The organism is Carboxylicivirga sediminis (assembly GCF_018156225.1).
Taxonomy (GTDB): domain Bacteria; phylum Bacteroidota; class Bacteroidia; order Bacteroidales; family Marinilabiliaceae; genus Carboxylicivirga; species Carboxylicivirga sediminis.
In genome coordinates this window covers 64,897-78,422 of record NZ_JAGTAR010000006.1, presented here as the reverse complement: position 1 = coordinate 78,422, position 13,526 = coordinate 64,897, and the positions used below count along the sequence as shown (strand labels likewise).

The following is a 13,526-nucleotide window of genomic DNA, read 5'->3' as shown; positions in this document are numbered from 1 at the left end:
TGTTAAATCGTAATCAGGTTGATAATAAACGTGGCGTGAAGGTGGCTCTATAATGTTACCAGGCTCCACGTTTTTTCAACTTTTATCATACGATATTAGATAACGATTAAAAGAAATAGGCTATGTCGATGCTTTGGCACTAGCTTTTAACTCCAATATTTTTTGTTGCTGTGGCAAGGTATCAACAATTAGCTATCTGCGTGAGTAATGGGACAATTAACAAGCCTCTAATGCATAGTTTTAGTGGCATCAAGTAAGTCGTCTGATAAATTTACTGATGGTCAGCAGCCAGTTTTCCTGCTGAATGGCTTCAAGCTCACCTTTGTCGAGCCAAATACCTTTGCAGTAGGGGCAGTAGTCGAATATGACTTTACGGTCGCGCGGGTGAACGCCTTTTTCGAGCCGGGGTGAGTTATTGCACGAGGGGCAATGCAGGCTTTTCAGCTGTTCTGCCTCACTGGGCAGGTGCCTGATCTCAACCAATCGGGGTTCAATGATCATATCTATCTGCGCTAATTCATCCTTATCAAACCAGAGGCCACCACAATCGGGGCAGTTATCTACTTCAACAGAGGCATTGTAGTCATTAATGGTTCTGGTAGATAGTATTTGCTGGCAACGTGGGCAGTTCATGTTAATTTTTTTCTGAGTATGGAGTAAAAGTAATCAACATGCCTTAAAGATAAAAAAGGAATGCGCTAATTTGATAAGCATTAAAAAAACTTGTTGCACCAATCAGGGGTGTTGTATGTATATAAAAGCAGCTGCCGTAAGGGTGAGAACAACAGCTGCTTATTTATGTACTAGAGCTTAGGCGTGCTCCTATAGTTTCTCAATCACTTCTTCCATTTCCTCCAATGATTTGCCTTTTGTCTCGGGCACCATCTTCCAAACAAAAATGGCTGATAGTATACTCATTATACCATAGAACATGTAAGTCATGCCGCCGCTGAACTCCATCATGGCCGGATAGGTAGATGAAATAAAATAGTTGGCTGCCCACTGTGCTGCTACAGCTATGGCTATGGCTTTGCCACGGATTTTGTTAGGGAAAATCTCACCAATCAGCACCCAGCAAATGGGGCCCCAACTCATCATAAATGAGGCGGTATAGATGATGATAAAAACCAGTGTGCTAATACCAATCACCTCCAGGAAAGATAAAGTGCCAATGGCCATCATACCAATGGCCATACCCACCGAACCAGTTATCAACAGTGGCTTGCGGCCCCATTTATCAACCGTAAGAATGGCTACAACCGTAAAAATAACATTCACTAAACCCATTACAATGGTTTGCAGCATAGAGGCATCTTTGGCCGCTCCCATGCTTTCAAAGATGCGTGGTGCGTAATACAAGGCCACGTTAATACCCACAAATTGCTGAAAAACGGATAATAAGATGCCAATGATAATCACCTTCCTGCCATAGGCCATTACCTTGGATGAGCCTGCGGCTTTTTCAACCGTACTCTGTATGTCTTTTAGAATCCGTTTGGCGGCATCCAGGCCGTTAATGCGCTTCAGAATTGTCAAGGCCTTATCCTGATGGCCTTGCATGGCGAGGTAGCGCGGCGTTTCGGGCACAAATAGCAGCAGAATGCCAAACAGGCCGGCCGGAATGGCTTCCGACATAAACATGTAACGCCAGCCGATGCCGTTGATCCATTCGATGGTTTGCCCTTTGGCGATTGACCAGTTGACAAAGTACACTACGAGCATCCCAAAGATGATGGCAAACTGATTAAACGAAATCAGACGGCCGCGAATTTGCGCTGGTGCAATTTCGCTGATGTACATTGGACTAATAGCCGATGCCAATCCTACACCTATTCCGCCAATCACCCGGTAAAAGTTAAACATGTATAGTAAGCCCATGGTAGCTTTTCCCTTTTCGAAGAACACGAATTCAGGCTGACCCGAACCTAAGGCGGAGATGAAGAATAGCACTGCAGCTACCATCAGTGATTTTTTACGGCCCAGGCGAGAGGCTAACAGTCCCGATATTGCCCCGCCAATGATGCAGCCGATGAGTGCGCTGGAAACTGTGGCGCCATGCGCAAACGAGCTTAAATTAAGTCCATGAATTAAAAAGGCCTGGATGGATTTTTCGGCCCCGGATATAACAGCTGTATCATAGCCAAAAAGTAAGCCACCTAAAGTGGCAACCAGTGTCAACAGCATGATATAGCCGATGTTTTGTTGTTTTTCCATAAAACCGGATTTAAATGCTTAGTTAGTGGTGTTTAGTCAGTAGTCAGTAGTGTTTTACGGAAGTGTCGAGTAGTAAGATGCAAGTGTCAAGACTGATGTTCTTTTACAAAGCTTATCTCACTACTAACATCTTACTATACGTTTTCTGCCTCACTACTGTCTATAACTATTGACTAAATATACATGTTAATTAACTGCTCGTAGCGCTCTTGCTTACCGCTAATCATGGCTGGTTCACCCGCTTCTTTGGCGTAGGAACGCAAGTCTTCCATTGTTAGCTTGCCGGCAGCAAATTCGGCACCCTTGCCGCTGTCGAATGAGGCATAGCGATCAGCTTTTTGCTTTAGGTAGTCGCTGTTATTCAGGATGTCATCGGCAATTACCAATGCACGGGCAAAGGTATCCATACCCGATACATGAGCGATAAAGATATCTTCCAGATCGGTAGAGTTACGGCGCGTTTTGGCATCGAAGTTAATACCGCCACCCTGGAAGCCGCCAGCTTGCAGAATCACCATCATGGCCTGCACAGTTTCGGGGATACTGGTTGGGAATTCATCGGTGTCCCAACCGTTTTGGTAGTCGCCTTTGTTGGCATCAATGGATCCTAACATACCGGCATCGGCGGCGCATTGCAGTTCGTGCTCAAAGGAGTGTTGGGCCAAAGTAGCGTGGTTGACTTCAATATTGAGTTTAAAGTCTTTGTCCAGTCCGTAGTGGCGCAGGAAGCCAATCACCGTTTCAGCATCCACATCGTACTGGTGCTTTGAAGGCTCCATTGGTTTAGGTTCAATAAAGAAGTTGCCTGTGAAGCCATTTTTTCGGGCGTAATCGCGCGCCATGGTCAAGAACTGGGCCATATGCTCTTTTTCGGCTTTCATATTGGTGTTAAGTAATGACATATAGCCTTCTCGACCACCCCAGAATACATAGTTCTGACCGCCCAGAGCGATGGTTGCATCCAATGCGTTTTTCACCTGAGTGCCTGCATGTGCCAACGCTGTAAAGTCCGGATTGGTTGATGCCCCATTCATGTAGCGAGGATTAGAGAATACATTGGCCGTTCCCCATAGCAGGTTCACACCTGTTTCTTTTTGGTACTGCTGAGCGATTGGGATGATTTTAGCCAGGCGATCTTCGATTTCAAACACTGTGCCATCACCCACTACATCTGTATCGTGGAAGCAATAGAAAGGCGCTCCAATCTTTGTGAAGAATTCAAAGGCCGCATCCAATCGGTATTTAGATCTATCTATAGCGTTACTTCCTTTGTCCCAAGGGAAAACCTGCGTGCCCGGACCAAATGGATCGCCACCGTCGCCACAGAATGTGTGCCAGTAGGCAATAGCAAAGCGCAAGTGTTCTTTCATTGTTTTACCGGCAATTACCTGCTCCGGATTATACCATCTGAATGCTAATGGATTTTTTGAATCTCTGCCTTCGTAGGCAATTTTTCCAATGCTGGGAAAAAACTCGTTACCTGTTGTCATGTTTTGTTGTTTTACTATTGGAGACCAAAACTTTGCCTGTGTTTAATAAATCTGATAATGCCTTGATTGACTCCGATCTCCAATTTTCTTGATTAGTATTTTGTGTACTTTTATCCTCTGTCTTTACTCTTCTATTTCAAGTTCTAACATAACGGCCTCAGGTGCTCCCAAATCCATGGCTCTTTGCGATGGCAGGGTGCTGCCGATATAAAAGCGATAGCGCCCCTTAACGTGTTGCTCTTCACCTTTCTCATCAATATTGGTCAGCTCTGATGTATCGATGGTGAACCGTACCTGGGTGCTGCCACCGGCGTTAATCGTTTCGCGTTTGAATCCTTTCAGATCGTACATGGGCACCGGAAAGTCGGCATCCAAAGCAGACATATATAGCTGCACCGTTTCTTCAGCATCAAAATCACTGCCATTGCTGATATCGGCAGTTAGCGTAATGGCTTCGCCAAACTGGTATGTTGTTTTTTGGCTGCTTATGTTTGAATAGCTGATTTCGGCATAGTTGAGGCCAAAACCAAAGGGATACATGGGATCGTCTTTCATGTATTTGTAGGTGCGACCATACATGGTGTAATCTTCGTAGGGCGGCAGTTGCTTAACGGATTTAGGGAAGGTAACCGGTAGTTTACCAGTAGGTATTGCGTCACCAAAAATAATGTCGGCAATGGCATTTCCACCTTGTTCGCCCGGGTACCAGGCCATGATAACAGCATCGGCTATCTTATGCACTTCTTCCAGGGCTATGGGGCTGCCACCCATCACCACTACAATTAAAGGTTTGTCCTGATCTTTGCGGATTTGCTTTAGATAGTCCACCTGTTTGCCCGGTAATTGGAGGTCGGGGCGATCGCTTTTATGGGCCGAGCCAATGGCTTCCCCTTCTTCGCCTTCGAGCAGTGTGTTGATGCCAACCACTGCAATGCAGGCTTCGGCGCCTCTTGCTTCACCTATGGCCCAGCCGATGGGGTTCTTGTTTTCTTCAGTTAACAAGAAACCATGGCGGTATTCGAAACGGGTACCCAGACTCACTGCTCCGGCAATGCCTTCAATGACTGAGACAACATTGTTTGACATGCCATTATAGTTGCCCAGCATCACGTCTACATCGGCCGCCAGGGGGCCAATGGCAAACAGGTGTTTGATATCTTTTTTTAGTGGTAGAACACCGTTGTTTTTTAGCAGGACAACTGATTTTTGAGCCGCCTTGCGAGCCAGGTCAACGTTTTGTTTGCTGTTAACCACCTCAGGTCCCAGATGATTATATGGGTTATCGCCATAAGGATCGAATAAGCCCAGTTTAAAGCGAGTTCGCCATAGCAAGCGAAGGTTTCGGTCGATATCCGCTTCACTAATCAGTCCGGCTTGTACAGTCTCCACAAGGTTTTGGTAAGTGCTGCCGCAGTTAAGGCTCACATCGTGCTTAATGGCTTCGGCCGACGATGCTTTTGCATCACTTGTATACTGGTGTAAACCATGGAAGTTGGCTAAGGCACCACAGTCGGACATGACATGCCCCGTAAAACCCCAGTTGTTGCGCAATATCTCTGTCAGCAGTAAAGTGCTTCCACAGCAAGGTACATCCAGCGTGCGGTTATAGGCACACATCACCGCTTCAACATCGTATTGCGTAACCAGCATCTTAAAGGCGGGCAGATATGTTTCATACAAATCTTTGGGTGATGAATAGGCATTAAAGCTGTGCCTTAATCCTTCAGGGCCATTGTGCACGGCGTAGTGTTTTGCACAGGCGGCAGCTTTCAGGTAGGTGGGGTCATAGCCCTGTATGCCTTTTACAAAGGCACCGCCCAGTGTCCCACTCAGGAAGGGGTCCTCGCCCCATGTTTCCATACCACGTCCCCAGCGGGGATCACGAAAGATATTTACATTGGGCGACCAATAGGTTAAACCGGCATACTGCAGGTAATTTCCGTTTTTTTGTGCGATGTTGAATTTAGCCCGTCCCTCATCAGAAATAGCAGTAGCCACATCTTCAATGAGCAAGGGATCGAAGGTGGAAGCCATGCCAATGGGTTGCGGGAAAACAGTGGCGCGTCCCATGCGGGCAACACCGTGCAACGCTTCGTTCCACCAGTTGTAGGGTTTGATACCCAGGCGTTCGATGCCTGGCGCGTCGTGCATCAGCTGTGCACATTTTTCCTCAAGCGATAGCTGACTGATAACCATATCCAGGCGTTCTTCCATGTCAATACGGTGGTCGAGGAATGTGCCGGCCAATGAATCAGGCAGGGCAGGGACTGGATTTGATGTTTGCTGATTGGAGGTGCTGCAAGCAACTAACAACGAAACTATAAATAAGCAGGCGATAAAGAGTTTTTTCATTTTGGATTTTGTGTAGGTGATTCGTTAGATGGATTATATGATGAAGGATTAACATTTGGCAGCTTAACCGCTTTAGTCTTCGCTAAGTTGCTGCTTCCAGTTCTTGTAAGCCGCTTTCAAAGATTTTGTGTTTCGCTCAATTGGCTTAATGATTTCCACCTTCTCCAAAGAGGCAAAGGCCTCTTCGAGTGTGCTGTATAGGCCGGCTCCATAGGCTGCTCCACGCGCCGCACCCAATGCGCCATTGGTTTCGTACAGTTCAATAGTGGCACCCGAAATATCGGCCAGTGTCTGGCGAAATATCGGACTCAGGAACATATTGGCCTTGCCGGCTCTGATAACTTTAGTGGCAATGCCGGTTTGTTCCATCACTTCCATGCCATACATAAAACTAAAGGCAATGCCTTCCTGGGCAGCTCTTAACAGGTGGGCGCGGGTGTGAATATTAAAATTCAGGTGCTTAACCGTTGCGCCGGGGTTCTGGTTTTGTAATACACGCTCAGCGCCATTGCCAAAAGGAAATACCAGCAGGCCATTGCTCCCCGGTTCAATAACTGAGGCTTCGCAGTTCATTTGCACATAGTCTAAATCGGCCGCCACGTTTTTACGCAGCCATGAGTTCAGGATGCCTGTGCCGTTGATGCAAAGCAATACTCCCAGACGATTATCTATATTGGTGTGGTTGACATGGGCAAAGGTATTAACGCGTGATGCCGGATCATACTTCAGCTGGTCGCTAACACCATACACCACTCCCGATGTGCCGGCAGTGGCAGCCACCTCGCCCGGGTTTAATACATTTAGACTTAAGGCATTGTTGGGCTGGTCGCCTGCGCGGTACGACACTGCTATACCTGTGGGTAAATCCAACTCCTCAGCTGCTTGTTCGCTCAGGTAGCCCTGTATTTCAAAGGTGTCTTTAATGCTGGGGATGATGTCGGTCTTAAAACCATAGTTAGCCAGTAGTTCTTTTGATACACTTTGTGTCTTAAAATCCCAGAAGATGCCTTCTGATAAGCCGCTTTTGGTGGTGGTTAGCTCATTGGTTAATCGATAGGCAATGTAATCGCCTGGCAGCATTATTTTGTTGATACGCGCGTAGGTGTCGGGTTCATTTTCCTTCACCCACTTGAGCTTGGATGCCGTGAAGTTACCCGGTGAGTTGAGCATGTGTGAGAGGCAGTGCTCCTTACCAATTTCATCAAAGGCTATGTTGCCGTACTGTACAGCGCGACTATCGCACCAGATGATGGCAGGCCTTAGTATGTCTCCGTTTTTATCAACCGTTACCAGCCCATGCATTTGGTACGAGATGCCGATTGAATGAATTGCTGATGGGTCAATGTTGGATGTGGTCAGCACATCTTTCAGTGCCAGTTTCAGGTTGTTCCACCAATCCGCAGGATTTTGTTCGGCCCATTCGGGCTGCGGGCTTGAGATAGCCATTTCTTCTTTTGGATAAAACGCTGTGCTGAGGGCTTTCCCTGTTGTTACATCAAGCAATGCCACTTTTACCGATGAGCTTCCTATGTCGAATCCTAATGAATACATGATTTGAGATTTAGTATACTGTTCTGTACTGGTATGGTGTAAATCTATAAAAAAAAGAATCATGGTTATAATGATTCTCTAAAAAAAAGCTTTGTTGGCACACAAAAATCCATTGCCATATCGCTGGAGGCAAAGGCTGCCGCCTTTTGTCCCATTAATTTAAAATCAGTTGAAATAACCGAAATGCCTTTGTAAATGAATTTCTTCATGGGTGTTTCGTTATACGATAATATGCCAACATCGCTGCCCGGTTCCAGTTTGCGTTCCTTACATTGTTCCAGTATATGGCCCAACATACGGTCGCTTACGCTGAAATACATGTCGCCTGCTCGCACATTCAGGTCGTCTTCATTGGTGAGTCGTTGATGTTGGTAGCCCTTGTCGAGGCAGTATTGGGCAAAGCAATCGGCCGTTTCAATGGGGTGATAGGTGTACGAGGGGTAAACCATTATCTTACGTTCGTATTTTTTCAACAGGTGGTCGGCTGCTTCTAGTGCTTCGCAGACAGGGGTGCTGAAATCCTGATAAAGCTTATTGTTGAAGTTTTGGATGTTGGTGTTCCAGTCGATAATCAGGCTTTTGTCGGGGGGCAAGGTGTTGACGATGTCAGGCACTTCCTGGTGGTCGAAAGGCATGATGATGTATTTGCTGTAGCGGCCACGGCTGTCGGTTATCAGTTTCTTAAAGATATCGATGTTGTAATGGTGGAAATGCACATCGGCAATGGTGTTCTTATCCAGGTTTTTAACAAACTCGCCGTACAGTACTTCTTTATAGGCTTTAAGTGTATCCAGAAAAAGAAATACTTTGCGACCTTCGCGGGCAATGAAATAGCCTTTGTTGGGCACCGACTCAATAACGCCCTGTTCTTTTAAGATGCCATAGGCCTTAAACACCGTGTCGCGCGAAAGCTTGTAGGTTTGGCAGATAACATTAACTGAAGGAAGCTGGTCGCCTTCGTGCAGTTTGTTTTCAGCCAGTGCATTGGTCACGGTATCTACCAGCTGCTGGAATTTGGGTATTTCACTATTGGGGTTGATATTGAATTTAATCATCAAATTCGAAATTAAGTGTTCTGTTCTGGTAGGTGCAAATGTAGGGATTATTTTTCAAACACAGATTAACCCCATCGTTGTTAATGCTCAACCAAATTGTTGAACACCAACAATGGAGAGTTTAACATTAATCAGGCATGGTGGAGTGTTAACAATGACTGGTGCAGCCTTAAAAAGAGCTGGTGGAGTGTTAACAATGACTGGTGCAGCCTTAAAAAGAGCTGGTGGAGTGTTAACAATGACTGGTGCATCTTTAAAGTAACCTGGTGGAAGGTTAACTGTGACTGGTGCATCTGTAAAAAGACCTATTATAGTTTCAACAATTGATTGTTGAATACCAAGCAGGTAATACGGAGCCTTGATAATGTGTGTTTGAACGTTAACAAGCAGTGATTGATGGTCAATCAGCCTGCCTTTAGTCTTAACAATAGCGAATTATGATTATCTAAGTCCTCTTGCACTTCAATAACATCTTGTGGTGAAGTATCGGAGTGTTGCCGGTTGTTGAATACGGATAAATAGCCATTATTGGCAGGATTAGCATAATGTATGGAAGATGTATAGTTATGCCGAATAAAAAAGAATTAATGAAGAGCGGAGAGAGGGGGATTCGAACCCCCGGTACCCTTGCGGGTACACATGCTTTCCAGGCATGCACAATCGGCCACTCTGTCACCTCTCCAATTGCAGCCCCAAATATATGAACTTATTTTAATTCTGAAAGTTCAGTTGGCTAGAATAAAAAAATCCCGACCGAAGTCAGGATTATGGGCGGGAGGAGCGACTCGAATCTACCTGGCTAACGCCAGTTAGACAGGCGCCCGTCAAATGAATGCGCTTATTGGTTAAATTTTTTTCTGATAAATCTTTTTCCAGATGCTGATTTTAGGTATTTCTCTCTTATTCTTGCAGATGGGCGATCAGGATAATTCTCCACAAACAGTAATTTAAATTGTCGGTATAGCTTCGTACTTCTTCCCCAACCAGAGTTGTGTTCATGTATGCGTCGCTCCACATTGTCAGATAAACCAACGTAAATCCAGTCTTGAACTTGACTTTTAATTACATATACATAAAACATGATGGCATGTTAGGTAGAACCTACAAAGCCAACTGACTTTTCTGGGTATGAGTCGACGATGTTTAATTTTATGCAGTAATGTATGAATTATAAATAAAAAAGCCCAACCAATAAGGTTGAGCTTTCTGCACGGGAGGAGCGACTCGAACGCCCGACACCTGGTTTTGGAGACCAGTGCTCTACCAACTGAGCTACACCCGTATATTTTAGTGGCATTGCCTTTGCTAATGCGGATGCAAAAATAGAAGAATAATCATTAAAGCAAATGTTTTTACTAAGAAAAAAATGCGGAGCTTAGCCTATCATCTGGTTCTTAGTGTATTTAATTTTTCCGGAGTTATCGCTCATCTGCATTTTTACAAAGAGGAAGATGTAAAAACCACCATGCATCTGTCTCTGGAGCTCGTTAATCTGGCAAAAACAGTCGATCATGTGGCTCTCAAGTTCATCTTTCTTCACATTATTTAGAAGCTTCTAGGGATTCTGGAAAACATTCTGGCTTTTTTCCTGAATTATCTGGCGGTTTTATCGAATCTTCTGCAAAAATCTGAGGATTTTCTGTGAATTTTGGAGAACGGTTTAAGCAAAAACCACAAGTTTCTGACTTTTTTGCGAAGCATTGAGTGATTTTTGCAGGCGGCTGAGCTTTATGATCCCTCAGCGTCATTAAAATACCAGATGTCAGACGCTAAACAAGAGGCTGACAACTGTACCTTGTCCTTCTTTGGAGTCAACTTTCAGCTGCCCGCCGTGCAAGCGCATCACCTGGCGCGATAAGGCCAGGCCTATACCATTGCCCCCTTGGCGTGTGGTATAAAAAGGTACACACACTTTGTTTATTTCATCATGCGGAATGCCTTTCCCATTATCCTTAACACTCAGCTGCAGGTTACGGCCATTCATTTTAGCCACCATCGCAATGTTAGAGTCTGTTTTATCAAGTGCTTCCAGACCATTTTTAACCAGGTTAATCAGCACCTGTTCAATCAATTTCTCATCCATATTATAAGCAAGGTCTGCCTGGCACTCAATACTTATTAAGCAGTTAACTTCACTTGCCGATGCAGCAAAAAGCGTTTGTATACGTGAGAGCAGCTGGTGTATATTGCAATGGCTGGTTTGTACACTCTTTAAGCCGGTCATGCTGCGGTAACTTTCTACAAATTGCGTGAGTCCCTTGCTGCGGTTGTGCATGGCATCCAGGGCTTCAATAATTTCCTGCTGTTCATCGGCTTCCATCACCAGTGGCTGCGTGTTGTTTTCAAAGCGTTGCTTCAGACCGGCAGAGATAAGGTTCACCGGACTTAAGGAGTTGATAACCTCATGTGTGAGTACCCGAATGAGTTTTTGCCACGACTCCAGTTCTTTCTGTTCTATCTCGCTGCGTATATCCTGGAAGGCTATTAAACGCAACACTTTGGTCTCCTGCTTCATTAGTACCGATGTTAAAGCTACCTGTAGCAAGCGGTTATTCACCATCAGTTCGACCAGATGTTGCTGGTGTGGTTGCAGCTGCATCAGTTCATCGGCCAAACCGGGCTTTAGTGTATTGAGTTTATCCAAACGATGGATGTACTTGAAATCCAGCAATTGCAAAAGGGCATCGTTTGTCATCATCACATTACCGTGTTCGTTGACCACAATAATGGCTACACCCAGCTTTTTCAGCGCATTTTCAAAAAAGAGGTATTCTTTCTCTTTATCGAGTTTGAGTTGTCTGAAAGCTTCTACCACCTGGTTAAAAGCTCTGAACAAGTCCTGAAAGGAGGCATCCTTATCGCGGGTGCTGAAATGAATGGTGGTATCGCCAAATCCAAATGACTGAATGAATTTGGCCAGTTCGCGATTGGTTTTCCGCACCGTATATATCAGTCGGCCAACCTGAAAAATATACAGACACCCAAGAAGATATAAAAGCATGAGAGGTTGTTCATATAGCCAGATCACCAAACCCATTAAAGGCGTGATGGCCAGTAAAACTGATTGAACAATAAGGCTGAGGGATGAGTGCTTAAAGGTCATATTTCTTTATTTTGTCGTATAAAGTAGAGCGGTTGATGCCCAGCTTCATGGCGGCTTTGCTCATGTTGCCCTTACAGTTGGCAATGGCTTTTTCTATAAGTAAGCGCTCGTGCTCATTCAGATTAAAGCAACCATCGTCCAATACTTTGGGTTGGTGGTTGTTTAAGAAAAGGTCTTCACTGCAGATGCTTGCTGAATCGCAAAGGATAACAGCCTTTTCGATGGTATGTTGCAACTCACGTATATTGCCTGGCCACGACTGTTCCTTAAGCGCTTCAATGGCATTGGCCGTCAGGCTTAATGAGCCCTTATTGTATTTATCAGCCTGTTTTTGAATGAAATAGTTGGCCAGTGGGCCAATATCTTCCTTCCGGTTGCGCAGGGCCGGCAGCTCAATGGCAATGGTGTTGATCCGGTATAGCAGGTCTTCCCTGAAGCTACCCTCGGCCACCATTTGCTGCAAAGGCATATTGGTAGCACATATCAGGCGAATATCTACCTTAATGGGGCGTGTGCCACCAACAGGTGTTATTTCTCTGTTTTGCAAGGCGGCTAATAGTTTGGCCTGCGCTGCCATCGACAGGTTGCCAATTTCGTCGAGAAACAGTGTGCCACCTGATGCCAGTTCGAAACGGCCGGTACGGTCTGTTTTAGCATCTGTAAAAGCACCTTTCAAATGGCCGAATAGCTCACTTTCAAACAGGTTTTCGTGGATAGCACCCAAGTCCACGGATACAAACATCTCATCTTTTCGGGCAGAAAGCTGATGGATGGTGCGTGCCATCACCTCTTTACCAGTCCCATTCTCGCCCAGAATAAGCAGGTTAACATCGGTTGGAGCCACTTTTTTAACCATGTGCATTATTTGTTGCATGGTGTCCGATTGCCCAATGAACATATCAGATTGTGTTTCGATGCACTCTTTCAGATGCTTGTGTTTCTTTTTCAGGCGGCTGATGTCACGTTTTGATTTTTGCAACTCAAACACTGAGCGAAGGGTAGATAGTATCTTGCGTTCGTCCCATGATTTCTCGATAAAATCGGCTGCACCCTTTTTAATGGCTTTAACGGCCAGCTCTACATCGCTATAGGCTGTTATCAGTACTACAGCCAGTTCCGGATCATGTTTATGCACTTCCTGCATCCAATATAAGCCCTCGTTGCCATTATTAATACCTGCCTTGAAATTCATATCAAGCATGATGATGTCGAAAACAGATTTTGTGAGATGCTCTTTAATCCGGTTAGGATTATGCTCGGTGACTACCGTTTTAAAATGTGGACTCAGGTAGAGCTTAAGGGCAACAAGCAGTTCTTTGTTGTCGTCAACGATGAGTATATTTCCTTCTTTGAGCATAGTTGTTTGTTTAGGTTTAGGATCGCTATCAATCCCCCCTTCACAAAGGGTGGATCGCTTTTTATCGGGCACATTGAATTAATTTCTTATTATAATGTGATTCAGACATTTTTGTAAGTTAATATTTTTCCCCCTTGGCGAAGGGGGTAGTGCTAATAATGAATTTTTGGTTGTTGGTTTTGGGGGATTGAGTATGAATTAGGTCAATCCCCCTGCTTATTTCATATTAATTATCTGTTTCATATTGGCCCCCTTCTCCAAGGGGGAAATTACTTTTTATCGGGCTTATTATTTCTACCCACAAAATACTTCTTTATTGTTGGAATATCATACATATGTGTTGGAAAATCCAACACAGGTCTTATTATCTGAAAATGTAAAGTATTGAAAAATAGGGATTAGTG

General features: G+C 44.9%; 10 protein-coding genes and 2 tRNA genes. 1 reads left to right on the top strand and 11 read right to left on the bottom strand.

Annotated elements, in window-relative coordinates; genetic code table 11:
* Nucleotides 1-249: 249 nt before the first annotated feature.
* From KDU71_RS05635 to KDU71_RS05610, 6 genes are all read right to left on the bottom strand, one after another.
* A complete protein-coding gene (locus KDU71_RS05635) occupies nt 250-633 on the bottom strand; it encodes a TFIIB-type zinc ribbon-containing protein (protein ID WP_212188938.1) in 384 nt (127 codons plus the stop codon).
* 189 nt (nt 634-822) lie between these two features.
* Nucleotides 823-2,214, bottom strand: coding sequence for a D-xylose transporter XylE (xylE, locus tag KDU71_RS05630; RefSeq protein ID WP_212188937.1), 1,392 nt, complete (start codon nt 2,212-2,214; stop codon nt 823-825).
* 173 nt (nt 2,215-2,387) lie between these two features.
* Complete coding sequence (gene xylA / locus KDU71_RS05625; RefSeq protein WP_212188936.1) at nt 2,388-3,704, bottom strand: xylose isomerase; 1,317 nt, start codon at nt 3,702-3,704, stop codon at nt 2,388-2,390.
* Between the two features lie 123 nt (nt 3,705-3,827).
* Nucleotides 3,828-6,056, bottom strand: a complete 2,229-nt coding sequence (locus KDU71_RS05620) for a glycoside hydrolase family 3 C-terminal domain-containing protein (RefSeq protein ID WP_212188935.1) — start codon at nt 6,054-6,056, stop codon at nt 3,828-3,830.
* A gap of 72 nt (nt 6,057-6,128) precedes the next feature.
* Nucleotides 6,129-7,607, bottom strand: coding sequence for a xylulokinase (locus KDU71_RS05615; protein WP_244828221.1), 1,479 nt, complete (start codon nt 7,605-7,607; stop codon nt 6,129-6,131).
* A 65-nt stretch (nt 7,608-7,672) separates the two neighbouring features.
* Entirely contained in the window at nt 7,673-8,662 is a 990-nt protein-coding gene (locus KDU71_RS05610) for a GntR family transcriptional regulator (RefSeq protein WP_212188934.1), read from the bottom strand.
* 112 nt (nt 8,663-8,774) lie between these two features.
* Between KDU71_RS05610 and KDU71_RS05605 the strand changes: the two genes are divergently transcribed.
* Nucleotides 8,775-8,924 (top strand): hypothetical protein, encoded by a 150-nt coding sequence (locus KDU71_RS05605; protein ID WP_212188933.1) that lies wholly within the window; start codon nt 8,775-8,777, stop codon nt 8,922-8,924.
* A 333-nt stretch (nt 8,925-9,257) separates the two neighbouring features.
* On the opposite strand, the gene KDU71_RS05600 is transcribed toward KDU71_RS05605, so the two are convergent.
* From KDU71_RS05600 to KDU71_RS05580, 5 genes are all read right to left on the bottom strand, one after another.
* Nucleotides 9,258-9,344: transfer RNA gene (locus tag KDU71_RS05600), tRNA-Ser, on the bottom strand.
* A 156-nt stretch (nt 9,345-9,500) separates the two neighbouring features.
* Nucleotides 9,501-9,743, bottom strand: a complete 243-nt coding sequence (locus tag KDU71_RS23395) for a GIY-YIG nuclease family protein (protein WP_212188932.1) — start codon at nt 9,741-9,743, stop codon at nt 9,501-9,503.
* Nucleotides 9,744-9,871: 128 nt separating this feature from the next.
* Nucleotides 9,872-9,944, bottom strand: a tRNA-Trp gene (locus KDU71_RS05590).
* Between the two features lie 480 nt (nt 9,945-10,424).
* Nucleotides 10,425-11,765: a sensor histidine kinase gene (locus KDU71_RS05585; protein ID WP_212188931.1), complete on the bottom strand. Its 1,341-nt coding sequence runs from the start codon at nt 11,763-11,765 to the stop codon at nt 10,425-10,427.
* Nucleotides 11,755-13,122, bottom strand: coding sequence for a sigma-54-dependent transcriptional regulator (locus KDU71_RS05580; protein WP_212188930.1), 1,368 nt, complete (start codon nt 13,120-13,122; stop codon nt 11,755-11,757). The genes KDU71_RS05585 and KDU71_RS05580 overlap by 11 nt, the downstream gene beginning before the upstream one ends.
* Nucleotides 13,123-13,526 lie beyond the last annotated feature (404 nt).

Coding starts and splice junctions, on each gene's coding strand:
- KDU71_RS05585 (WP_212188931.1), bottom strand. CDS start 11,765: ATGACCTTTAAGCACTCATCCCTCAGCCTTATTGTTCAATCAGTTTTA.
- KDU71_RS05635 (WP_212188938.1), bottom strand. CDS start 633: ATGAACTGCCCACGTTGCCAGCAAATACTATCTACCAGAACCATTAAT.
- KDU71_RS05580 (WP_212188930.1), bottom strand. CDS start 13,122: ATGCTCAAAGAAGGAAATATACTCATCGTTGACGACAACAAAGAACTG.
- KDU71_RS05605 (WP_212188933.1), top strand. CDS start 8,775: ATGGAGAGTTTAACATTAATCAGGCATGGTGGAGTGTTAACAATGACT.
- KDU71_RS05620 (WP_212188935.1), bottom strand. CDS start 6,056: ATGAAAAAACTCTTTATCGCCTGCTTATTTATAGTTTCGTTGTTAGTT.
- KDU71_RS05615 (WP_244828221.1), bottom strand. CDS start 7,607: ATGTATTCATTAGGATTCGACATAGGAAGCTCATCGGTAAAAGTGGCA.
- xylE (WP_212188937.1), bottom strand. CDS start 2,214: ATGGAAAAACAACAAAACATCGGCTATATCATGCTGTTGACACTGGTT.
- KDU71_RS05610 (WP_212188934.1), bottom strand. CDS start 8,662: ATGATTAAATTCAATATCAACCCCAATAGTGAAATACCCAAATTCCAG.
- KDU71_RS23395 (WP_212188932.1), bottom strand. CDS start 9,743: ATGTTTTATGTATATGTAATTAAAAGTCAAGTTCAAGACTGGATTTAC.
- xylA (WP_212188936.1), bottom strand. CDS start 3,704: ATGACAACAGGTAACGAGTTTTTTCCCAGCATTGGAAAAATTGCCTAC.